This is a genomic window from Bacteriovorax sp. HI3, from assembly GCF_059738875.1.
This window is the reverse complement of sequence record NZ_AP026946.1, coordinates 3,651,469-3,671,947: the sequence shown is the minus strand read 5'-3', so window position 1 is coordinate 3,671,947 and position 20,479 is coordinate 3,651,469. Positions and strand designations below refer to the sequence as shown.

At 39.8% G+C, this 20,479-nt stretch carries 20 protein-coding genes; 11 read left to right on the top strand and 9 right to left on the bottom strand.

Annotated elements, in window-relative coordinates:
- Positions 1-48 precede the first annotated feature (48 nt).
- From AC6JA8_RS18215 to AC6JA8_RS18200, 4 genes are all read right to left on the bottom strand, one after another.
- Positions 49-1,266, bottom strand: coding sequence for a twitch domain-containing radical SAM protein (locus AC6JA8_RS18215; RefSeq protein WP_497975080.1), 1,218 nt, complete (start codon positions 1,264-1,266; stop codon positions 49-51).
- Complete coding sequence (gene meaB, locus AC6JA8_RS18210; RefSeq protein WP_497975079.1) at positions 1,263-2,225, bottom strand: methylmalonyl Co-A mutase-associated GTPase MeaB; 963 nt, start codon at positions 2,223-2,225, stop codon at positions 1,263-1,265. Before meaB ends, AC6JA8_RS18215 begins: the two co-directional genes overlap by 4 nt.
- A complete protein-coding gene (gene scpA / locus AC6JA8_RS18205; RefSeq protein WP_497975078.1) occupies positions 2,225-4,351 on the bottom strand; it encodes a methylmalonyl-CoA mutase in 2,127 nt (708 codons plus the stop codon). The genes meaB and scpA overlap by 1 nt, the downstream gene beginning before the upstream one ends.
- A gap of 84 nt (positions 4,352-4,435) precedes the next feature.
- Positions 4,436-5,170, bottom strand: coding sequence for a radical SAM/SPASM domain-containing protein (locus AC6JA8_RS18200; protein ID WP_497975077.1), 735 nt, complete (start codon positions 5,168-5,170; stop codon positions 4,436-4,438).
- Between the two features lie 104 nt (positions 5,171-5,274).
- Between AC6JA8_RS18200 and AC6JA8_RS18195 the strand changes: the two genes are divergently transcribed.
- On the top strand, positions 5,275-5,550 hold the full coding sequence (locus AC6JA8_RS18195; RefSeq protein WP_497975076.1) for a PqqD family protein: 276 nt from the start codon (positions 5,275-5,277) through the stop codon (positions 5,548-5,550).
- Here AC6JA8_RS18195 and AC6JA8_RS18190 read toward each other — a convergent pair.
- The 3 genes from AC6JA8_RS18190 to AC6JA8_RS18180 are packed head-to-tail and all read right to left on the bottom strand — an operon-like array spanning position 5,547 to position 9,524.
- Positions 5,547-7,202 carry a carbamoyltransferase C-terminal domain-containing protein gene (locus AC6JA8_RS18190; protein ID WP_497975075.1) on the bottom strand — a complete coding sequence of 552 codons (1,656 nt, stop codon included), beginning with the start codon at positions 7,200-7,202 and terminating at the stop codon, positions 5,547-5,549. The genes AC6JA8_RS18195 and AC6JA8_RS18190 overlap by 4 nt on opposite strands.
- Positions 7,199-8,422 carry a glycosyltransferase gene (locus AC6JA8_RS18185; RefSeq protein WP_497975074.1) on the bottom strand — a complete coding sequence of 408 codons (1,224 nt, stop codon included), beginning with the start codon at positions 8,420-8,422 and terminating at the stop codon, positions 7,199-7,201. The genes AC6JA8_RS18190 and AC6JA8_RS18185 overlap by 4 nt, the downstream gene beginning before the upstream one ends.
- Positions 8,415-9,524 carry an aminotransferase class I/II-fold pyridoxal phosphate-dependent enzyme gene (locus AC6JA8_RS18180; RefSeq protein WP_497975073.1) on the bottom strand — a complete coding sequence of 370 codons (1,110 nt, stop codon included), beginning with the start codon at positions 9,522-9,524 and terminating at the stop codon, positions 8,415-8,417. The genes AC6JA8_RS18185 and AC6JA8_RS18180 overlap by 8 nt, the downstream gene beginning before the upstream one ends.
- Positions 9,525-9,697: 173 nt before the next feature.
- Here AC6JA8_RS18180 and AC6JA8_RS18175 point away from each other — a divergent pair, with 173 nt between their 5' ends.
- Genes AC6JA8_RS18175 through AC6JA8_RS18165 form a run of 3 tightly spaced genes read left to right on the top strand, consistent with a single transcriptional unit; the run spans position 9,698 to position 11,187 of the window.
- Positions 9,698-10,129, top strand: coding sequence for a tail fiber domain-containing protein (locus AC6JA8_RS18175; RefSeq protein ID WP_497975072.1), 432 nt, complete (start codon positions 9,698-9,700; stop codon positions 10,127-10,129).
- A 27-nt stretch (positions 10,130-10,156) separates the two neighbouring features.
- Positions 10,157-10,354, top strand: coding sequence for a hypothetical protein (locus AC6JA8_RS18170; protein WP_133566658.1), 198 nt, complete (start codon positions 10,157-10,159; stop codon positions 10,352-10,354).
- Positions 10,351-11,187 carry a DUF7411 family protein gene (locus tag AC6JA8_RS18165; protein WP_497975071.1) on the top strand — a complete coding sequence of 279 codons (837 nt, stop codon included), beginning with the start codon at positions 10,351-10,353 and terminating at the stop codon, positions 11,185-11,187. Before AC6JA8_RS18170 ends, AC6JA8_RS18165 begins: the two co-directional genes overlap by 4 nt.
- Here AC6JA8_RS18165 and AC6JA8_RS18160 read toward each other — a convergent pair.
- Positions 11,184-11,501, bottom strand: a complete 318-nt coding sequence (locus AC6JA8_RS18160) for a hypothetical protein (RefSeq protein WP_497975070.1) — start codon at positions 11,499-11,501, stop codon at positions 11,184-11,186. The two genes, AC6JA8_RS18165 and AC6JA8_RS18160, sit on opposite strands and share 4 nt — an antisense overlap.
- A gap of 54 nt (positions 11,502-11,555) precedes the next feature.
- Here AC6JA8_RS18160 and AC6JA8_RS18155 point away from each other — a divergent pair, with 54 nt between their 5' ends.
- From AC6JA8_RS18155 to AC6JA8_RS18135, 5 genes are read left to right on the top strand one after another with little or no spacing between them, the layout of a single operon-like run.
- Positions 11,556-12,779 carry an aminotransferase class V-fold PLP-dependent enzyme gene (locus tag AC6JA8_RS18155; protein WP_497975069.1) on the top strand — a complete coding sequence of 408 codons (1,224 nt, stop codon included), beginning with the start codon at positions 11,556-11,558 and terminating at the stop codon, positions 12,777-12,779.
- A 9-nt stretch (positions 12,780-12,788) separates the two neighbouring features.
- Positions 12,789-14,075: an SPL family radical SAM protein gene (locus AC6JA8_RS18150; protein WP_497975068.1), complete on the top strand. Its 1,287-nt coding sequence runs from the start codon at positions 12,789-12,791 to the stop codon at positions 14,073-14,075.
- Complete coding sequence (locus AC6JA8_RS18145) at positions 14,066-15,043, top strand: SxtJ family membrane protein (protein WP_497975067.1); 978 nt, start codon at positions 14,066-14,068, stop codon at positions 15,041-15,043. Before AC6JA8_RS18150 ends, AC6JA8_RS18145 begins: the two co-directional genes overlap by 10 nt.
- Positions 15,044-15,082: 39 nt before the next feature.
- A complete protein-coding gene (locus AC6JA8_RS18140; RefSeq protein WP_497975066.1) occupies positions 15,083-15,505 on the top strand; it encodes a sugar 3,4-ketoisomerase in 423 nt (140 codons plus the stop codon).
- A complete protein-coding gene (locus AC6JA8_RS18135; RefSeq protein WP_497975065.1) occupies positions 15,502-16,599 on the top strand; it encodes a DegT/DnrJ/EryC1/StrS family aminotransferase in 1,098 nt (365 codons plus the stop codon). Before AC6JA8_RS18140 ends, AC6JA8_RS18135 begins: the two co-directional genes overlap by 4 nt.
- On the opposite strand, the gene AC6JA8_RS18130 is transcribed toward AC6JA8_RS18135, so the two are convergent.
- Positions 16,596-17,600: a radical SAM/SPASM domain-containing protein gene (locus tag AC6JA8_RS18130; protein ID WP_497975064.1), complete on the bottom strand. Its 1,005-nt coding sequence runs from the start codon at positions 17,598-17,600 to the stop codon at positions 16,596-16,598. The genes AC6JA8_RS18135 and AC6JA8_RS18130 overlap by 4 nt on opposite strands.
- 296 nt (positions 17,601-17,896) lie before the next feature.
- Here AC6JA8_RS18130 and AC6JA8_RS18125 point away from each other — a divergent pair, with 296 nt between their 5' ends.
- Together AC6JA8_RS18125 and AC6JA8_RS18120 are read left to right on the top strand one after the other, a co-directional pair.
- Positions 17,897-19,537: a hypothetical protein gene (locus AC6JA8_RS18125; RefSeq protein WP_497975063.1), complete on the top strand. Its 1,641-nt coding sequence runs from the start codon at positions 17,897-17,899 to the stop codon at positions 19,535-19,537.
- A 43-nt stretch (positions 19,538-19,580) separates the two neighbouring features.
- Positions 19,581-20,477 carry a glycosyltransferase family 2 protein gene (locus tag AC6JA8_RS18120; protein WP_497975062.1) on the top strand — a complete coding sequence of 299 codons (897 nt, stop codon included), beginning with the start codon at positions 19,581-19,583 and terminating at the stop codon, positions 20,475-20,477.
- Positions 20,478-20,479: the final 2 nt, after the last annotated feature.

Genomic DNA, 20,479 nt, shown 5'->3' with positions numbered 1-20,479 from the left:
ATTCTTTTTAAAAGCTTTATACGAAGGCCCCAGCTTGTCTGGGGCTTTTTATTGGTAAAACCCAATGAGTTCAGGGAAAAGGGCCAGCATCTTTTCCTGTCTGATTTTATCCAGAGACACCGTTTGCATTAAGAACATCTTTCTATCAGAAGGAGAGTCTTCTTTTTTCTCTTCAGCATAATTGAGCACCATGTGCAGCTGTTGAATCAGGTGCTCGATGTTGGCGATCTTATAGGTCTTAAGTTTTTTTTCAATGAAATTTAAATACAAGTCTCTTAGGGCCTTCTTTTCGGCCAAAGAGAAGATTGTCACATTATAGAAAGTTGGGTGATGGACAATGTTGAGTCCGATCTGGCTTCCGTCGGTAATGAGCTCTTCTTCTATCAGGTGCGAGAAGAATTCGGGCAAATGAAATGCGTTGAGCACACTCACTGTCGGGGTGATGTAGTATTTGATATGTGAGTGAGACTGCATTTGGCGGTGGTTTTCCTGGATTTTTTTCCAGTCCATACCACTTCTAATGTATTCACCTTTTTTTCCGAATCCATCGTAGCTTAAGAAAAGACTTACGTTGCTAAAGTGTTTCCAGTAATCAAAAGTGATTTTATTTCCCAGCTTAATGGCCGAGAAGTTTGTGTTGTAGTGAAGAGTGAGATCAGTGTTTTTTAAGGCCAGGAGTTTTTCCAGCATTAGGTAGTGATCTGGCTCAAGAAGAGGCTCTCCTCCGGCAAAATAGACCTTTTTAAGTGTCGGCAGCATTGGGTCTATCATGCTCCAGAATTCTTCTTTGGTTTTAGTAGGCCTTAGGATTTTAGTGAATTTCTCCGAAGGAGTGAGAGCATTAAAATCTTCATACCAAGACGAGCTTGAGTTCGGTCCACAGGTGCGGCACTTGAAGTTGCAGGCATTGGAAAAGCGCAGATCAAGGGATGTAATATTTAGTTCAGGGAGAGTTCCATCTGGAGCCGTCTCGGCAATTCTCTTTTCAATCTCATTTTGAAAATCTCTATTAGAGTCTTGTCTTAGGCTCGTTCCACCGCATTTTTCAATATCGTAGCAGTGAGTGCATGAAGCCACTTTTTTGCCTTCGAGCATGTCTTTGCGAATTTTTTTATAAGCGGGAGAGTTGTAGATTTCGGCCAGTGAGTTCTGGTGAAGGTGACCAATCGCCTTTTCTCTCGTCGACAGACAGCATGGAAATGCTCGTCCATCTGCCTCGATTGCTGAGTGCAACCAAGGGAGAATGCAAAAGGTCGACGAGGTCATTTAAGGACCTCGTTAATGTAGTCTTGAGCAGCGCTCAGTGGAGACTTTTTCTCTGTAATCACTTCGCTTTCAAGGCTTGCGCGTTTGTCTTTATATTCTTTTTTTGAATTAAGTCTTAGTTCTATTAATTCGTGAACAAGTTTATGAAACCAGTTTTTGTTTTGTTCAGCTCTTTTGGTTTTAAAAGCGCCAGCAATCGCTGGAGTTGTTCTGTATTCACTGATGATATCGTAGACGTTATCAATCCCTGTTTTTTCCAGAGATGAAGTCGCAACAACTTTTGGCTTCCAAAGAGAGACAGAAGTTAAAAGTTCAACAGCGCCAGTGTATTGTTGAACAGCTGCTTTTGCCAGTTGGACGGTTTGTCCATCGGCCTTATTTACGACGATGAGATCAGCGAGTTCAAGAATTCCTCGTTTGATCCCTTGAAGTTCGTCTCCGGCATTTGGAAGCATAAGGATGGCGAAAAAATCCACCATACTATGAACTTCGTATTCAGATTGCCCGACACCAACAGTTTCAACGATGATGAAATCAAAACCGGCAGCTTCGCAAAGAACGATGGCCTCTCTGGTTTTAAAGGCCACACCGCCTAATGAACCTGATGTTGGAGATGGGCGGATAAACGCTTCATCCATTGATGAAAGTTTTTCCATTCTCGTTTTATCACCCATGATACTTCCGCCATTAATGGGAGAGCTCGGGTCAACAGCGAGAACGGCAACTTTATGTCCTTTAGAAATCAGGTGCTGGCCGAAAGCTTCAATGAAGCTCGATTTTCCTACACCGGGAACACCGGTAATACCGATGCGAAAACTTTTTCCAGAGTGAGGAAGAGCTTTATCTAAAAGATCTTCTGCAAGAGCGCGGTCAGAATCTTTTGTTGATTCTAAAAGGGTGATGGCCCTTGCCAGGGTTCTTCTATCGCCACTTATAAGTTTATTAAAATCAATCATCATTAGCCTTTAAGGTTTTCTTCGATTGCTTTTAGAACATCGCGAGCAGCAACTGGAATAACAGTTCCTGGTCCGAAAATTCCTTTCACTCCGGCCTTCCATAAGAAGTCGTAGTCAGTTTTTGGAATAACTCCGCCGGCAACAACGATAATATCGTCAGCGCCAAGTTTTTTAAGTTCAGCAATTAAATCCGGGATAAGTGTTTTGTGTCCGGCCGCTTGAGAAGAAACACCTACAACGTGAACGTCGTTTTCTACAGCTTGTTTTGCCACTTCAGCAGGAGTTGAGAAAAGAGGAGCTAGGTCGATATCAAAACCAACGTCAGCAAAAGCGGTAGCAATAACTTTAGCTCCGCGGTCGTGACCGTCTTGACCCATTTTAGCAACGAGCATTCTCGGACGGCGTCCGTATTTTTCTACGAAAGCTTTAATGTCCTCAGCGATTTTCATCCAGTTTTCATCCTTTTCAAAAGATTTACCGTAAACACCGGTTACAGTTTGTGTATTGGCATTGTAGCGTCCCCAAACTCTTTCAAGGGCGTAAGTGATTTCTCCAACGCTGGCGCGAAGGCGAGCGGCCTTAACCGCAAGGTCAAGTCCGTTTCCTTTTCCTGAGCGAGCGTATTCTGTCAGTTCTTCAAGAGCTTGCATTACAGCTTCGTCATCGCGGTTGTTTCTTAGTTTTTCCAAGCGGACAATTTGCGAGTCGCGAACTTTATGGTTATCGATTTCCAGTGTCTCAATCGCGTCTTCTTCTTTCAGACGGTATTTGTTCACACCAACGATAACATCTTGTCCTTTATCAATGCGGGCCTGTTTAATGGCCGCTGATTTTTCAATGTTTAGTTTTGGAATTCCGGTTTCGATAGCTTTTGCCATTCCACCAGCTTGCTCGACTTCATCCAGGATGGCCTGAGCTTTATCGATCATCTCTTGAGTCAGGGCTTCCATCATGTACGAGCCACCCCAAGGGTCAACGACATTTGTGATGTGAGTTTCTTCCTGGATAATGATCTGAGTGTTTCTGGCGATTCTCGCCGAGAATTCAGTTGGAAGAGCGATCGCTTCATCAAAAGCATTTGTATGCAGTGATTGAGTTCCACCGAAAACAGCGGCCATAGCTTCAATCGTCGTTCTGATAACGTTGTTGTATGGATCTTGCTCAGTCAGTGACCAACCAGAAGTCTGGCAATGTGTACGAAGCATTTTCGAGTCTTCTTTTTTCGGGTTGTATTTAGAGACAACTTTATTCCATAGGAAACGAGCTGCTCTAAGTTTTGCAATCTCCATATAGAAGTTCATTCCGATACCAAAGAAGAATGAAAGTCTCGGAGCAAAGTCATCGATATTCATTCCAGCAGCAAGTGCTGTATCGATGTATTCTTTTCCGTCAGCGATGGTGTAAGCAAGCTCTAAAACGGCATCCGCTCCAGCTTCTTGCATGTGATACCCAGAGATAGAGATTGAGTTGAACTTTGGCATATTCTTCGCTGTGTAAGCGAAGATATCAGCGATAGCTCTCATAGAAGGAGCTGGTGGGAAGATATAAGTGTTTCTCACCATGAATTCTTTTAAGATATCGTTTTGGATGGTTCCAGAAAGTTTATCTTGAGAGACACCTTGTTCTTCAGCGGCAACGATGTAGTTTGCTAAAATAGGAAGAACGGCTCCGTTCATTGTCATTGAAACAGAAACTTTATCTAGTGGGATTCCATCAAAAAGAATTTTCATGTCTTCAACAGAGTCAATCGCTACACCAGCTTTTCCAACGTCACCAGAAACGCGCGGGTGATCTGAATCGTATCCGCGGTGAGTGGCAAGGTCGAAGGCAACTGAAACCCCTTGGGCTCCAGCAGCGAGTGCTTTTCTATAGAATGCATTTGATTCTTCAGCAGTAGAAAATCCGGCATACTGACGAATTGTCCATGGACGTCCAGCGTACATAGTCGCTTTTGGCCCTCTGATGAAAGGCTCAATTCCTGGCATCGTATCAGTGAATTTTAATTTTTCTGTATCAGCTTTAGAGTAGAAGGCCTTAACAGGAATTCCTTCAGGTGAGTTCCATGTAAGGTCACTTGGTTTTTTGCCTTTAGTTTCTTTTTCGACGAGTTTTTCCCAATCGTTTAACATACATTTTCCTTTAGATAAGAGATGGTCTTACTCTAGCAAAGAGTTAGTGAAGTGGGAAATTTGATGCGTGGCTCAGGGCAGGTTTTAGACGACAACTTTGAGGTTGTTACAGGTTTTGCATACTTCGTGTTTGTAGCGGAATCCTTGTTTTAAATCCTCTCGAAAGGACTGGTACTCTGGCTTGATCCAGATGTCTTTAATATGTTCGTTAAAGACGTTGCCCATGACGGTTTTTTCCTGGTAGTCCTCGTAACAAGTCACGACGTTTCCATTGACTGTGACAACCAGAGCGCAAGTGGGAATCAGGCACATTTTTTTTGAAGGTTGATCGAGTTTTTTTCCGTAATCAACCAGGTTGCCGCGATTGGTGTAAACGAGTTTAGAGTAATCAAAAAATTGGTTGCGGGCCTTTTCTTCAGAAGAGAGATTGTTATAAGTTTCTTCAAAGGCGATTTTAGTCAGACCTTTGTGTTTAGTGACAGTGAAGCGGTCAACGCCAGCTTTTCTTAGTGCTTCATAGCGCTCGGGATTTAAATACACACCATTAGTAAAAATTTCGGACTGACTTTTAGGCAGAATTTCTTTGCTGAGTTTAACGAAAGATTCGAGCTCCGGGTGAAGCATCGGTTCGTTGTAAAAGTGGTAACTGATTTTTCCTTCGTAATCGATGTCTTTTAATTGATTCATGATCACGCGGAAATTTTCCAGCGACATAAGGCCTTTGTTAATTCTTTCGGTATTTGAATTAGGACAATAAGTACAAGCTAAGTTGCAATGATGATTGATTTCAATTTCAATGCCTAAAAAATACTTAGTCATGTCTTGGGTGCCGCGTAGATTTTCCCAATGGGAAATGCTTTATTATTGACATTAATTCGTTAACTGTAGAATACTTTTGGAAAGAAGGCAAAAGGGGTTTATTCATGTTTGAGAGCAATTATTCGATTCCAGACGACATCGTTTCTAGATCTAATCAAGACGGAACAGTGATCCTGATGAAAATGGATGAAGGTAGTACGTTCTTTAAAATTAATGGAGCTGCTGCGGAAATCTGGAAAGAGATGGTGGCAAAAAAAGATCTTAACCAAATCGCTGAAGAAATGTTCTCTACTTACAATGCACCAAAAGAGCAAATTCAGTCTGATATCACGAATTTCGTTGAAACTTTGGTATCGAAAAACCTTCTGGTAAAAGCTTAATTATTTATTTTCTTGATAACAAAATCCCCAATGACGAGATACTCAATGGGGGTTTTTTCCATAAAACGTCTAGCATCTGCCACAGTTTCTAAAATCGGTTCATCCATGACATTGAGTGAGGTATTTAACAGGCAGTAAAGTCCGCTTTTTTGACCGAACTCGTTAATTAATTTGTAGAATCTGTCGTTTTGACCTGCTCTCACTGTTTGCATACGGGATGTTTCATCTACATGGCTCACTTCTTTTAAAGTGGTCTTGAATTCAGGACGAACTTTGATCGCATAAGACATATAAGGGTTGTTAAAGCCTTCTTCCACATCAAAGTAGAGATGGGCCTTCTCGTAGAGGGCCGAGCAGCCATAAGGGCGGAAACTCTCTCTAAATTTGACATAAGAATTGAGTCTATCTTTGAGGCCGGGGATGTCAGGTCGAGAAAGGATGCTGCGGTTTCCAAGAGCGCGAGGACCCGATTCACTTCTTCCTTGAAACCAGGCGATCGTTTGCCCCTCGTAAAGAAGTTGGGCAGCAGCTGTTATAATATTTTGATGTTTTTCTAATTTAAATTCACTTGGAGTGAAATGTTTTTCGATTTCATGATCAGTCGGCACTGAACTTTGAGCACCAAAATAGGCCGATTGGTTTTCAAATAAAAGAGGCTGCCATGATTCTGGTTGTTCTTTGAATTTTAGAGCGTGGGCCAGACCAAAACCAATACACTCATCACCGGGGAACGGAGGGATGAAAATTCTTCTAAAAAGATTTTGGTAGAGGATTTTGGCATTGTTGGTGCAATTAAGAGCGCACCCACCAGTGAGGATGAGGTTTTCATACTCAGGGTGAAGTTCTTTTACTTTAGCGATGATTCTCGCGTAATCATCTTCCAAAGCTTGTTGCACTGTTGCTGCAACATTTTTAAAAAAAGTATGGTCTGTATTTTCCCAATCTTGCTTGGATTTCTTTTTAAAGCTTAAATCCCATGGAAGATTTTCCATGAAATCGTAATAGTCTTTTAAAGGGAGTGCTTTTCCAAATGAGGCCAGTCCCATAACTTTTCCCGAAGAGTTGGGAGAGTTGAAAATAAACTCAGAGGCTTTTTCGTAAGCAGAACCGATACGGTTTCCGAAACTGTGCTCAGAGTGTTTGTGAGATTTAGAAAAGCGAATTGTTTGCCTGAATGAAGGGGTGAGTTTGACTCCGTCTTGCAAAAAGACTGAACACTCTTCATATTCTTCTGCATCCACTTCCGTTCCAGCTCCATCCATGACAACGATCACCGCTTTTTCAAAAGGTGAAATGGCCAGTGCAGCAGAGGCATGACAAAAATGGTGAGAGATAAAAGCGATGTGTGGGTTAAATCTGCTGGTGAAAAAATCCAGGTTCTCTTTTTTTAGATAATCATAAAAAGGGAAGATTCCATTTTGGATGTCTTCAATTTGCATCGGGTGATGAACGTCGCGATTTTCCGCTATTGTCAAATTTGAGCGATCAAGTTTTGTGCTAATAGATTTAAGTGGAAGCTCTGGCCAGGCACCGGAGTTTTTTTTGCGGTTTAATCTTTCAGTCAAGAGCATTTCGACAGACTGATCAAGATCGATTAAGCAAATGGACGAGCTGTATTTTGTTTTTCCCAGGCCTAAGTATTGTTTTTTCATTTGGCGTAGGCCTTGAAAAAAGAAATAAAAGCAGGATCAGAAAATGAATAAAAGCAGCGTTGGATATCATCTTGTGATTCAAATTCTTTCTGTTGAGAAAATAAAATTTGAGCAAGAGATTTAGGTTTTAGGCTTTCATTTTGAAGAGGAAGGCGGCCCATTTCATTCTTTAAAATTGAGTGAATTGTTTCCATTGAAAAAGCTTCAGGAAAACCAGGGTGTCCTTGTTGTCTTTCTCGCACGGCCTGCAATAACGTTTCGGTAAATTGCTTAAGAGGTATGATTGGACCGACATCTGTTAAAAGAGCCGTGACGTAATAAATATGATTAGGATAATGGTTTTTATACTCTTTGTGTCCGCCCCAGTCTGATAAGACACAAGTGGCACCAGAAAGAAGGGCCCTAAAAGCGGCCATACCAAAATTTTCATCAGAGTGAGTGGAAGGACTGACAAAAATATAATTTGAGCCAAGCTCTTTTTGAATATCTAGTCGATTCACAAAACCTTTAAAAGTCACCTGGTCTTTTAGGCTTAAGGTCTCAACTAGTTTTTTTAGTTTTTCCAGATAGGTATTTTCTTTCTGGCCAATATTGGGATAACCCAAGTGATCTTCGTTCCCATATAAATAAAGAGGATGATTCTCTCTGATACTCAAGGGGAGATCTGAATAAGCAGTGATTAATTGGTCCAGATTTTTTTGTGGAGAAATTCTTCCAATGTAAACAAAAGGAGCACTCGCACTTAAGTGATCATGGGTCATTGGAGAATCGGAAATAGTGAAAGGGATCTTTTTAGTTCTAGCGTTTTCAAAAGAGATCTTCATTGATTCTAAATCACCTTCACATGTACCAATGAAAAGATCATTGGAAGTAAAAAGAGAAAGAACTCCAAAACGCTCAAGTGGCCAGAGTCCAATAGTTGCCAGGCCGTGAAGATAGAAGAAAAAGGGAGTGTCGATCTTATAACTCTCTCTGATTATTTTAATAAAGCGGGCAATTTTTGTATTAAAACATGAAATCACAATCAGGTCTGAAGAAATAAGTTCCGGCATAAATTGTGCGGAGGTTGATTCTTCTACATTGATTATTGTGAGTATGTAATTTTCTTTTTGGGCCAGTTCAGACCATGATTTCTCAATCATGGGAATAATTTCCTGCATACTTGTCCAAACAAAATTATCTTTGCTGGTCAGAAGGACAATGCGCTTTTGATTAGGCATGAATCCTCTTTAATTTTTCCTGCCACTCTTCAATTGTTTCATCCAGAGTCACGTGGACGAGCAGGACGCGGGAAAGAATATCAATCGTTGGAAGAAAATCAAATTTATGTTGAGTCTTTGGAAGAAGTGCATGCCACTGCCAAATGTGATGGGCCGGCCTTAACATGGGAGAATTGGTTTTGATCCCAAGGTTATTAAGAGAGATCACCATAGCGTTAACGGCAGCTGCATCTTTGCATAAAAGGCGAGTTGTCGTGAAACATTCTCCATTTTTATCATAGACAGGAATGTGTTCGAACCCTAATTCTGAAAAACGATGATCTAAAAAATCTTTTCTTATTTTTAAATCCGCGATGATTGTATCTAGTCGATCTAGCTGAACATTCATCATGGCGCCTTGAATTTCAGAGGCGCGCATAGATTTTCCGGAAAATTTGGCAATAGAGTAGAGGTCCTTATGAGTGGCACCAAACTGGTTGCAAGTATCGTGATAAAGAAATGCTTTTTGATAAAGTTCTTCATCGTTTACACTTAAAGCTCCGCCTTCTCCGCACGAGATGATTTTATCAACGTTAAAAGAAAAACAACCAAAAGCTCCAAAACTTCCGAGTTTTTTATTCTGGTACTGACCACCAACTGCTTGAGCACAGTCTTCAATGAGAGCAATATTGTGAGTCTGACAAAAATCAGTCAATGAATTTATATTGCAAGCGTAACCATCCATGTGAACGGCGATAAGGGCCTTGGTCTTGTCAGAGATTTTATGTTGTAAATCTTGAGAGTCAAAACTCAGGTATTGATCAATGTTTACGACAACAGGAGTGGCGTTAAGTTCTAAAACAGCAGCTGCCGTTGCAAAAAAAGTGTATGCGGGAATGAGAACTTCATCACCTTTAGTGATTCCGAGTGAAAAGAGAGCATTTACCAGAGCGTTGGTACCGCTTGAGAGAAGAATGGAATGTTTAGAATTAAGATAACGAGCGAATGATTTTTCAAATTGTGAACATTCTGTCTCGACATCCTTGCCTTGGTATCTGAAGAGTTTCTTGGTTTTCAAGACTCTTTCGATTGCCTTGATTTCCAGGTCGTCACAGTAATACATAGGGCCTTTTCCTCGATTTTCACTCTTAGAGATACACCATCTTATTGGCAATTTACCGACTATGTAAATACGAAGGGGAATGCTAAGCTATTGTCGCGCAGTGTAGTTTTTTTAAATTTTGTTAATTTAGAATATTGGTTTATAGTATTAGCTATACAAAAATGAGGTTTAGCATGGAAGATAACAAAAATAAGACGCTTAAAGACTACGTTTTTGGAGAGATCAAGGAATACGATCTTGAAAAAATCGAAGCAGAAGTCCTAAAAGACAGCGTTTACCTAGACGTTTTTGCAGGCTCTGATGTCGCATTTAAAAACGATATCTCAGCTCTAAATGCACAAGACGCTCTTTCAAAGCTAAGCCAACTTCAAGCCTATAACTTCACATACAAAACTTCTGAATTCCCGGAACATAACTTCCCACAAGGTGAGCAGTTTGGTTTCATGGCCCAAGAAGTGGAAAAAGAATTCCCTCAACTTGTAAAAAAAGATCCGCAAGGACACAGCTTCGTGAACTATCAGCAAATGATTCCGATCATGGCCGAGACGATCAAGAACCTGAACGAAAGAATTCTTAGCTTGGAAGAGCAGCTAAAGAACAAGTAATGCATCTCTCTTCTTTTACGTGGTAAAATGATAAGTAGAGCAATTGGTTACTTCATTTGTCTTCTCGCTCTTATTCTCCCATGGAGATTGCGTGTAATATTAAGTGAAATCCTGGGCTGGATCACTCAGTTCGTCTATTTCACTTATTTTGGAATCCTAAACTACATTCTGGGCGAAATTAGAAAGGCCAAGGAACTCGAAGAAGAAAAGAGGAAGCAGTCATGAATCCATCGGGAAAAGCTGTCGCCATTTTGTTCTCTGGGGGAACAGACTCAACATTGACTGCGGCCATGTTGCAGGAGAATTTTGAAAAAGTTCACCTGGTCACCTATGACCGTTTCGGATTTCACGCCACAGACAATACCGCTATTCAAACTCAAGCTTTAAAAGAGAAGTACGGTGAAGAGCGATTTGTTCATACGTTTTTAAACGTTGATAAACTTTTCCAACATGTCTCTTATGAAAACTATTTTGAGAACATCAAGAAACATGGGCTCTTTAATCTTTCAACGTGCGGGCTTTGCAAGCTCTCTATGCACGTCAGGACAATCAAGTATTGTATTGATAACGAAGTTTATTTCGTTGCCGATGGGGCGAACCAGGCCATGACGATGGAGCCGGCGCAGATGAAGCCGGTAATCGACGAGATGAAAAGAATGTATGCTCATTTCGGGATTACTTATTTTAATCCAGTTTTTGAAATGGATGGGCCGGAAGATAAAGACTTTATTAATAAATCCAACGCTAAGCTTTTGGCCCGCGAATCAGATTACAGTGTGGCAAGTTTTGAAAACGAAAAGACACCGGGGTTCAAGCTTTATAAAATGGGGCTAGCACCTTCTCCGAACGTTAAGGGATCGGACTATGATAAAAAGAGGCAGCCTAGATGTTTTCAGTTTATCATCTTCAATATTTTCGCTCTGAAATACTTCATGGCCAACAAAACCTATGAAGAATACACTGATCTAACGACGAAGTTTTATTCGGATAAAATCAAGTCGATGATTAAGTTGATAGAAAATCGCAATGACAAAAAAGTAAAAGAGATGCTGGATTAAATCATGAGTTTTTTTGACCAGGATTTAGGATGTTGTGGAGCTAGTTTTGAAAAGAATAATATTTCTTTTTTAGGACTACTTACACTTTCAACGACTGCGCTTCTTTTATTGTCAATTCTTTGGGTTTTAACCTGGCCGTTATCGCTAGTCTTTAAATCATGGCACAATGTTTTGGGGGTTGTGATTAAGGCCAATGCTGACTTGATTAAAAACAGCTCACTTTTACGAAAAACAAAATGTGAGATAGCGGGGAAGATTCTAAGATATTCCCCGAGAGCTTCAGGTCTTTTTTTTAAATCCTTTAATTTTGTCATACTCTTCTCTTGCTGGGGGCTTTGTTTCGCAGGCCTTTCATGGTGGATCTTGAAATGATTCTCGAGACTAAAAAAATCCGTGCAGACTATGAAGTATTAAGTAAAAAAGTAGGTGGGCAGCTTCCTATATATTTTGATAATGCCTGTACAACACTAAGGCCTGCAAGTGTCATTAAGGCCTCTCAAGCTTATTACACAGATCATCCAGCTTGCCATAATCGTGCTGTTCATAAGTTTGGAAAACAAACGACAAAAGAGTATGAAGCAGCAAGAAGTACTGTCGCACGTTTTTTAGGGGCAGATAAAGCTCAGGAAATTGTCTTTACAAGAAATACGACTGAAGGAATCAATCTGATTGCTAATGGATTAGATTTCAAAAAAGGTGACATCGTCCTGACGACAAATATGGAGCACAATTCAAATTTAATTCCTTGGCAAATGCTAGCGATGGAAAAAGGAATTATGCACAAGTTGGTCGACATAAAAAAAGATGATCAGGCCTTTGATTTGGAATCTTATAAGAAGATATTTACTGAAGGTAAAGTCAGACTGGTATCTGTTTTTCATACCTCGAATGTTACGGGAATGAGTCTTCCGATTAAAGAGATGGTGCAAATCGCCCATGAAAATGGAGCTCTCTTTTTACTTGATGCTGCTCAAGCGATTGCTCATCAGAAAATTAATGTTAAAGAGCTGGATGTTGATTTCCTGGCCTTTTCATTTCATAAGGCCTTTGGCCCTTCTGGGTTTGGCTCTCTTTATGGGAAGTTTGAACTTCTTCAAAAATTAAAACCTCTTCTTTATGGAGGAGAGACTGTTTTAGATGCAGACTATACTTCATTCACCTTTGCAGAGACTCCTTATCGTTTAGAAGCAGGACTTCAAAATTATGCAGGAGCGATTGGAGGGGCCGAAGCCCTTCGTTATATTGAAAAGCTTGGCATTGAAAATTTTCATCAACATGAAGTAAAAATTAATCAATTCATCACGAAAGAGCTTTTAAAGCATTCAAATATTGAAATCCTGGGGCCAAAAGAAGCAGAGCTTCGTTCTGGGATTTTAAATTTCTCTTTGAAGAATAAAGATATGGGGGAGCTTTCGATTCTCCTGGATGAATCAAAGAATATTATGACCAGAAGTGGTTTTCACTGTGCTCATGCCTGGTTTCATAAAGAAAATCTTCCTCCGACATTAAGACTTTCATTTTCTGTTTATAATACTCAGGAAGAAGCAGAGACATTTGTTTCAGTCATGAATCAGATTATTCAGTTCTATTAACAGGTAACAATGTACGATAAATCGACTTATACCAGCCTGAATGCCATCAATGAGAAAATCTCTTTTCTTAAAGAGCGCTCTGGTTTTAAGTACGATTTTGACATCTCCCCCTTCCAGCATTTTGCCTCAATGAGGAATCAGGCCGGAAAAGGGGCAGAGCTCTTTCCTCAGGGAATTCCTCATTTAATTGGGGCCACCTCAGACTGCCTGCAATGTTATTACGGTTTTCAGCTCGATACCTATATGAATGGGTGCACTCATGAGTGTGTTTATTGCTGGGCCAAAGCGGAGCTTTCTAAGATTGATCAATGGAACAGTCCTGTGCCGGTTCCCATTGATATTTCCTCATTGTGGGAGCTTTTTTATAAAGCTTTTGAGACGGATGAAGATTTTCCCTTACGAGAAGTCTTTTTAAAGCGTGTTCCTTTAAGGATTGGTTCGATGTCGGACCCTTTTCTTTCCATGGAAAGGAAGTATAAAAACACGCTTGAGACACTAAAAATTCTCAAGGCCTATAATTATCCTTTTTTGTTTTTAACCCGCTCGCCAATGGTCGCAGAAGATGAGTACCTAAAGTACATGGACCCGGAAAAGGCGACAGTGCAATTTTCTATTCCTACTTTAAATGAGCAAATGGTTAAGCTTATTGAGCCTGGGACAGAATCGCCATATGCAAGATTAGAGGCCTTGAGGAAGTTAAACCAGGCCCAAATTTTTACCTCGGTAAGACTCAACCCACTTTTTCCTAATTTTTCTGATGGGCATTTGAGTGGAAAGAATGGAAGTTTTGGCGACAAAGCTGCTTTTGATTTTTTTAATCCTTCAATGATTGAAGAGATCAGAAGTTATGGCTGTAAAAACCTGCTTGCTGGTTTTGTTCATATGGATGGCAAGACAACTCAGGCCGTGAGCCAGAAAATTGGTTTTGATCTTCGCTCACTTATGAAAGAGGAAATCAAGCAAACGACAGAAGGTTTTAAGTATAGTGCACCGGAGATAAGGTCTTATTACGAAGCTATTTCTCAAAAATGCAAGGAAGTCGGAATGGACTTTTCGACTTGTTATCTTGGTCTGGGAGAAAGTTACTTCTGGAAAGATCAGGATCTTTGGGCCGACAAAAAAGACTGCTGTAACCTAAAAAAGAATGTCCCGGCTTTTAAGAGTGATACGAGAGAACTTGCCTTCACAAAAAAAATGAAAATTCTCTACCCTGAAATGAATTCACTGCAATTAATCTTTAACTCTGGCTGGTTATATCGCATGAGAAGTTATTTGCTTAAGAACCTGTGGGATTAGTGTTGGAAACTCCAGTTTATATTTTAGGACTGGCCTACGGCTGGGAAAAATCTGGAGCTGTTTTATTAAAAGACGGCAGAGTTGTCGTTAATTTTTCAGAATCTCATTTTAGCCATCTAAAAGATGATTATTCATTTCCCAAAGAATCAGTGCGGGCATGTTTAAAAAAAGAAGCAATTACCCTTAAAGATGTAAGTTATATTGGCTTTTATGATAAACCTCTTCTTAAGTTTGAGCGAGTCATGAAGGATATCATATTCAAAGTGCCTTTCTCCTTCCTACGTTTTATGAAGACGACAAAAGAGTGGATTTCAGAAGGAAAGATGCTCTTTAAAAATCAGATGAACGAAGAGCTTATAAAACTTTATCCCAATGAGAAAGTTCCAGAAATTCTTTTTAGTGAAATGCCGGTGACTAAAGAGCTTTTGCATATACATTTGTCAAAGCACTTAAATGCTTACGATTTCGGTGCCGCTTGCGCTGTTTGGGAATTACATTTAAAACACTCTGTTCCCGCAGATAACTTTCAGGCCTATGAGCATTTTGAAGATCAGCATTTTGAACCGATAAAAAAACTAAGCCTCGATCCTTTTTTGCCAGACCAAGATCAATTGGAAAAAGGGGAGTTAAGAAAGTTTGGCATAGTTATGGGATTGTTGATTCTTGGGCTTTTTGGTTTTGCTATACCTTATTTAAAACACACACCTCATTCATACTGGCCGATGATTTTAGGGCCATTATTGATAATCTTGGGACTTCTTATCCCAGAGTGGCTTAAGCGACCTTATATCGTTTGGATGGTTATTGCTAAGATTGTAGGGAAACTAAAATCCTGGGGATTTTACACCGTGCTTTATTTTCTTATTTTATGTCCTTACGCTATTGTTGCCAGAGTCTTTTTTAGAAAAAATCTGAGTGAAGAAAAAGTTGTTGATAAACATACGCTCAATATGAAGAGCGTCTTCTAGAAAATTGCCTTACATTTCGTTTTCGTTTAGACTTTATGCATGGATAGAGTCAAGGAATTATTAGTCACTACAATTGAAGACGGAAGGGGTGAACTTTCTGTTTTTGAGAGTATGAAAAGTGTTCCTTTTGATATCAAACGTGTCTATTACATCAAAGGCATGCAAGCAGGCATTTCCAGAGGGTTTCATGCTCACCGCAAACTTTCTCAAATGCTTATTTGTATTCAAGGTTCATGTCGAATTTTAACTGATGATGGTTTCACTAAAAAAGAAGTCATCCTGTCTTCAAGTTTTAAAGGACTTCTTATTAAGAATATGGTCTGGAGAGAAATGCATGATTTTAGCCAGGATTGCATTCTCATGGTTCTTGCAAGTGAACTGTATGATTCAGAAGACTATATTTGCGATTACGATGACTTTTTAAATGAAGTTTCACCTGGATTTTTGACGACATCGTTATGATCGAATTTTTAAATCTTAAAAATGCAACTTCTCCTTTAAGGCAAGAGCTTATCGAAGCCTGCACTCGTGTCATTGATTCAGGTCGATTTATCGCCGGAAATGAACTGAAATCTTTTGAAGAGGCCTTTGCTGCGTTTTGCGGGACAAAGTACGCAGTTGGTGTAGGCAATGGCCTGGATGCTTTAACTTTGGTCTTAAGGGCATGGAAAGAGCAGGGAAAGCTTCAGTCTGGTGATGAGGTCATTATTCCGGCCAATACCTATATTGCATCGATGTTGGCAATCACTGAAAATAATCTTGTTATTAAAATTGTCGAACCAAATCCAGAAACATTTAATATCTCTCCTTTGGAAATAAAAAAAGCTATTACTAAAAAAACGAAAGCAATTATTCCAGTGCATCTTTATGGGCAGCTTGCACCGATGGTAGAGATCATGGCAATCGCTAAAGATCATCAGCTTTTAGTGCTCGAGGACGCGGCCCAATCACATGGCTCGGCCTTGGCAGGGAAAATGGCCGGAGGTTTTGGAGATGCGGCAGCTTTTAGTTTTTATCCTAGTAAAAACCTGGGAGCTTTAGGAGATGCTGGGGCCATTACAACCAATGATCAAAGCCTTTACGAGCTTCTTTTATCTCTTAGAAACTATGGTTCAAGAGAAAAATATCAGCATGATTACCAAGGGGTAAATAGTAGGTTGGATGAGATCCAGGCGGCGATTCTTCAGGTAAAAATGAAGTATTTCAAAGAAGACCTGGACGGGAGAAGAAAAGTGGCCATGTCTTACCTTTCCCAGATCAAGAATCCTAAGATTCAACTTCCAGTCTATAGCGATGATGAAAGTCATTCGTGGCATTTATTTGTTATTCGTTCACATGAGCGAGATGCTTTAAAAAAGTACTTAGAAGATAATGGGATTGAAACTCAAATTCATTACCCAAAAGCGGCCCATGAACAAAAAGCTTATCATGGATATGATTTAGGAACGTTTCCGGTCGCGGAGAAGCTGCAATCTGAAATCTTAAGTCTTCCTCTGAGCTCTTATCTCAGTGAAGAAGACATTCAAAAAATTTGCAATGTTCTTAATCGTTTTTAAATGAAATTAATGTGCTGAGGCGGCTGTGCAGAACTTTCTAAAAGAGGGCCATTGTTTTCTTTTAGGTCGTAAAGATAAGTGTTTACTAAATGCTGAAGACATAATGTACCACATTGAGTTTGCGGGTTGAATTCATCAGAGCCGATATACTCCATGACTTCGCGAAATTTCTCTCCATGCCAAATTTCTTTAAAAGACTGCTCACAAATGTTTCCAATGTGGAAGCGTTTTTTATCAGTCGCAAAAAGGTCTCCACAAGGGGCCACAAGTCCTGTTCCTGAAATTTGGAGCATAAGAGTCGGGCCAAAACATTTTGTGTATTCGCGTTTTCCCTGACTCATTATTTTAGACATTTTTGCAGTGATTTGAGTGACAGAATTTGAGCGTCTCTGGGCCGCTTCTAGAACATCTTTTAACTCAAAATATTTACTATAGTCGATTCCGAGAGTGCGGTCTTTGTCATCAGAGCAGTGTTTGATAACCAGGTAATCGACTCCCATTTCGACAGCAAAATCGGCAAGAGGAATAATGTCTTCGCCATTTTCTGGCATAAGCACCATCTGCAGACCAATAGTTGTTGAAAGGTTATTTTCTCTTTTTATGCGCACAAGCTCTTCAATATTCTTTTTCACTCTAAAGAAAGCTTGTTGGCTAGTCCCGTGAATTTTAGCGTATCGCTCAGGAGTGGCAGCGGAGATATTAATGCGCAAATAAGTGAGCGCAGGAAGAATTTTTTCTAAATCCAGAGGTCCAAATTTTTCGCCATGAGAAGCTGCGGCCATATCCAGACCAAGTCTTTTTCCTTCAAGAACGGCATCGCTAAAAACAGGTGAGAGCGTACTTTCCCCATCTCCGGTAAATGTGATGGCCTTTACACCTAAGTCGGCGCAATCAGCAAGAAAACGAAAAACAACATCTTTAGTCATGCGATGACCTTCATTTCGTTGAAAGAAGGCGTAGCAGTAGGTACAGCGGTAATTGCAGTCTTGAGTAAGCGCCATATCGATAGTGATTGGCGGAACTCTTTTGCCAGCAATCCAATCCTTGATTCGGTCAGAATGCCAGCTCAGTTTATGTCCATCTAAAATAATATCGCTTTTAATAATAAAACCGCTGTCAGAGGGGACTTTTAATTAATAAAATCATATTTCTGGTATAAAGTTAATATAATTTCTTTTCTTGCCTCGGAGTTCGTTTGGGTTTTTTTGAGCGTTTTAAAAAAGCAGGGAGCACCCTTCAATTTATAGCTTTTGCTTTGTTATTCACCATACTTTTTCTGCGTGTTAATCACCAGAATATGTCCGTTGAGAAGAACATCTACGACTATTACTCGGAAAGTATTGTTAACGACTTAGACCTCAATGTGATCAATCAAGTGCCAGATAAAGAGCGCTGGCAAATTACAAGAAGTGGAAATTGGCCTGATGTCCATTCAAATGGCATTGTGAATATGTGGGCCCCTTTTTTTGTCTATAAGAAGGCGATGCAGTCTTTTGTTTCAGCAGATAATAGAGACCTGATTTTTTTAACCCGCTCATTGGCCACTGTCTTTTTTAGTGTTGTGACAGTTATGCTGACATCTTTTCTTCTGGCTGAGATTTTTCCCGGCAAGAAGCGTTTGTGGGTCTTTGCCACTCTTTCTCTGACAACTTCTTTCTGGTGGTTCACCTTAATACAACCTGGAAATGCAGATATAACTTCCAGCGCACTTGTCACATTAGAAATTGGGATGTTTTTCTATCTTTTAAAAAATTGGTCGACGCGTTCATTGTTTTTCTTCGGACTTCTACTTGGAGCAGGCTTAGCACTTAAGATTGATCATATCTTCTACTTTATTTTACCAGTTTATTTGCTAGTTCATTATTTCATAAATACAAAATCTCTTAAGGCGACAATTAAGAACGGGCTCATTTTCAGCTCAGGTGTCTTGATTAATCTCATTCCGATGTTGATTAATGACTCTATTAAATTCGGTTTTGTGAATTATGGTTATGCTGATGTAGTGAATTTTGATTATTATGTTCTTTGGCCAAATCTCGTTTATCCCTCGGGGTTTTTCACGAACTGTCCAATTTATATTGCCTGCTTTCTTGGATTAGTTTTTCTTTTTCTTAAAAAGAAAAAAGACCTGCCTTTAATTATCGTAGGGGTCATTCCTTTTTTCGCTTTGATGATTGAGTCTTTTGCCCGCATTCATCAAGAAAGTTATGGCGCCCGACACTGGGTTCCTCATTTTGCTGTTTTTGCGATTCTTCTGATGAGTCTTTACGAAAATGTAAAAGAGACTAAGTGGAAGAAGATTGTTTTTTGGGTTTTTGTCGTTGTGGCGGCTGGTCAGAATATGATGAAAGCTTTTAGTTATACCCTAAATTATGAACACTATTTTTTCGGTCAAAACCAGTGGCCGGAAATGAAAGGATGGTTTATCCACCATGGTTTCTCGGGGGTTTTGAGTCATATTTTTTACTTACCGGAGATTGGGCTGAAATTCAATTTTATGATTCCATTAGTTCTGATCTGCTCTTTTCTGGCCATGAAATTATATCGCTTTTTTGCTATTGAGAAGAAGAGTCTCCTTACTTTTGTGAGTGCTTTTGCCATCTATCTTTCATGCTTTTATCTGCTTACGACAGGCTTAAATCTTAAGTACAATCAACAAAATTATCTGGCCTATCAGTCTACTGGAAAGCTGGATCAGGCCATTGTCGGCGCTGGACCTAACATCCAGTCTCTATTTGAAAACCTGGGGACCTACGAGAAACTTTTAAGTTTTTATCGCTATCGCGGGGATCAAAAGCATATTCAGGTCATTGAACAAAGCCGCCAAATTTATATTCAAAAGGCTGCCTCTGAGATCATTTATGATCCAGTCGGATTTAAGGAAAAGCTCCTGCAAAGCAACGGCAGTTTCATTCCCGATGACATCAGGGAAGATTAAATTTTAATAGAATTTATAGAGAAGTTTAGATACCGTTTAATACATGACATACGATCTTTCAGTCTGTATTCCGGCCTATAATAGCGCTAAGACCATCGGTCTTTTAGTAGAGGCTATTTTTAAGGAATTGAACTCGCTCAAGGTTGAAATCGTGATCGTCAACGATTCTAGCCAGGATCAGACTGAATCTGTTTGCCAGGAAATCGCTAAAAAATATGAAAATGTTAAGTTCTATTCGTTAAGAAAGAACTTTGGTGAAAACAATGCGGTTATGTGCGCTCTTAATCATGTTACGGGGCCGTACGCTGTGATTATTGACGATGATTTTCAAAATCCACCTCATGAAATTATTAAACTCTATCAAACCATTCAAAAAGGCTACGATGTCGTCTTTTCAGATTTTATTAAAAAGAATCACGGGTGGTTTAGAAATTCAGCGAGCTGGTTAAATAATCTGGTTTTGACTTATTTAATTAACAAACCTTATGACTTGTATTTTTCAACGTTCATTATCATGAACAGAGAAACAATTACTGAAGTCATTAAGTATAAAGGAGCCTTTCCCTATATTCAGGGACTGGTGCTAAGATCGACTAATAATTATGGGCAGGTGCTTGTTGAGCATAAAACAAGACAAGAAGGTCGTAGCAATTACACGGTTAGAAAACTTCTAAACTTGTGGCTCAATATCCTGATTAATTTTTCATCAAAGCCTCTTAGACTAATGACCTTATTTGGTGGCTTTACTTTTTTCGTGTCGGCCTTAGTGTTAATTGTTTTTACTGTTTTAGGAATTGGCGGGTGGGCGAGTTTTATTTGCGCACTCTTTTTGCTCTTTTCTATTCAGTCTATTTTTCTGGGAATCATTGGCGAATACCTGGGGAAACTTTATATGGATCACAATGGAACGCCTCAATACGTTCTTAAGTCACAAAGATAATT

Bases quoted from the DNA above. Each gene is read 5' to 3' on its own strand.
- AC6JA8_RS18160 (WP_497975070.1), bottom strand. From the start codon at position 11,501: ATGACAAAATTAAAGGATTTAAAAAAAAGACCTGAAGCTCTCGGGGAA.
- AC6JA8_RS18165 (WP_497975071.1), top strand. From the start codon at position 10,351: ATGAATCCATCGGGAAAAGCTGTCGCCATTTTGTTCTCTGGGGGAACA.
- AC6JA8_RS18215 (WP_497975080.1), bottom strand. From the start codon at position 1,266: ATGACCTCGTCGACCTTTTGCATTCTCCCTTGGTTGCACTCAGCAATC.
- AC6JA8_RS18125 (WP_497975063.1), top strand. From the start codon at position 17,897: ATGTCCGTTGAGAAGAACATCTACGACTATTACTCGGAAAGTATTGTT.
- AC6JA8_RS18170 (WP_133566658.1), top strand. From the start codon at position 10,157: ATGATAAGTAGAGCAATTGGTTACTTCATTTGTCTTCTCGCTCTTATT.
- AC6JA8_RS18190 (WP_497975075.1), bottom strand. From the start codon at position 7,202: ATGAAAAAACAATACTTAGGCCTGGGAAAAACAAAATACAGCTCGTCC.
- AC6JA8_RS18200 (WP_497975077.1), bottom strand. From the start codon at position 5,170: ATGACTAAGTATTTTTTAGGCATTGAAATTGAAATCAATCATCATTGC.
- AC6JA8_RS18130 (WP_497975064.1), bottom strand. From the start codon at position 17,600: ATGGCGCTTACTCAAGACTGCAATTACCGCTGTACCTACTGCTACGCC.
- AC6JA8_RS18135 (WP_497975065.1), top strand. From the start codon at position 15,502: ATGATCGAATTTTTAAATCTTAAAAATGCAACTTCTCCTTTAAGGCAA.
- AC6JA8_RS18175 (WP_497975072.1), top strand. From the start codon at position 9,698: ATGGAAGATAACAAAAATAAGACGCTTAAAGACTACGTTTTTGGAGAG.
- AC6JA8_RS18140 (WP_497975066.1), top strand. From the start codon at position 15,083: ATGGATAGAGTCAAGGAATTATTAGTCACTACAATTGAAGACGGAAGG.
- AC6JA8_RS18150 (WP_497975068.1), top strand. From the start codon at position 12,789: ATGTACGATAAATCGACTTATACCAGCCTGAATGCCATCAATGAGAAA.
- AC6JA8_RS18155 (WP_497975069.1), top strand. From the start codon at position 11,556: ATGATTCTCGAGACTAAAAAAATCCGTGCAGACTATGAAGTATTAAGT.
- scpA (WP_497975078.1), bottom strand. From the start codon at position 4,351: ATGTTAAACGATTGGGAAAAACTCGTCGAAAAAGAAACTAAAGGCAAA.
- AC6JA8_RS18120 (WP_497975062.1), top strand. From the start codon at position 19,581: ATGACATACGATCTTTCAGTCTGTATTCCGGCCTATAATAGCGCTAAG.
- AC6JA8_RS18180 (WP_497975073.1), bottom strand. From the start codon at position 9,524: ATGTATTACTGTGACGACCTGGAAATCAAGGCAATCGAAAGAGTCTTG.
- AC6JA8_RS18185 (WP_497975074.1), bottom strand. From the start codon at position 8,422: ATGCCTAATCAAAAGCGCATTGTCCTTCTGACCAGCAAAGATAATTTT.
- meaB (WP_497975079.1), bottom strand. From the start codon at position 2,225: ATGATGATTGATTTTAATAAACTTATAAGTGGCGATAGAAGAACCCTG.
- AC6JA8_RS18195 (WP_497975076.1), top strand. From the start codon at position 5,275: ATGTTTGAGAGCAATTATTCGATTCCAGACGACATCGTTTCTAGATCT.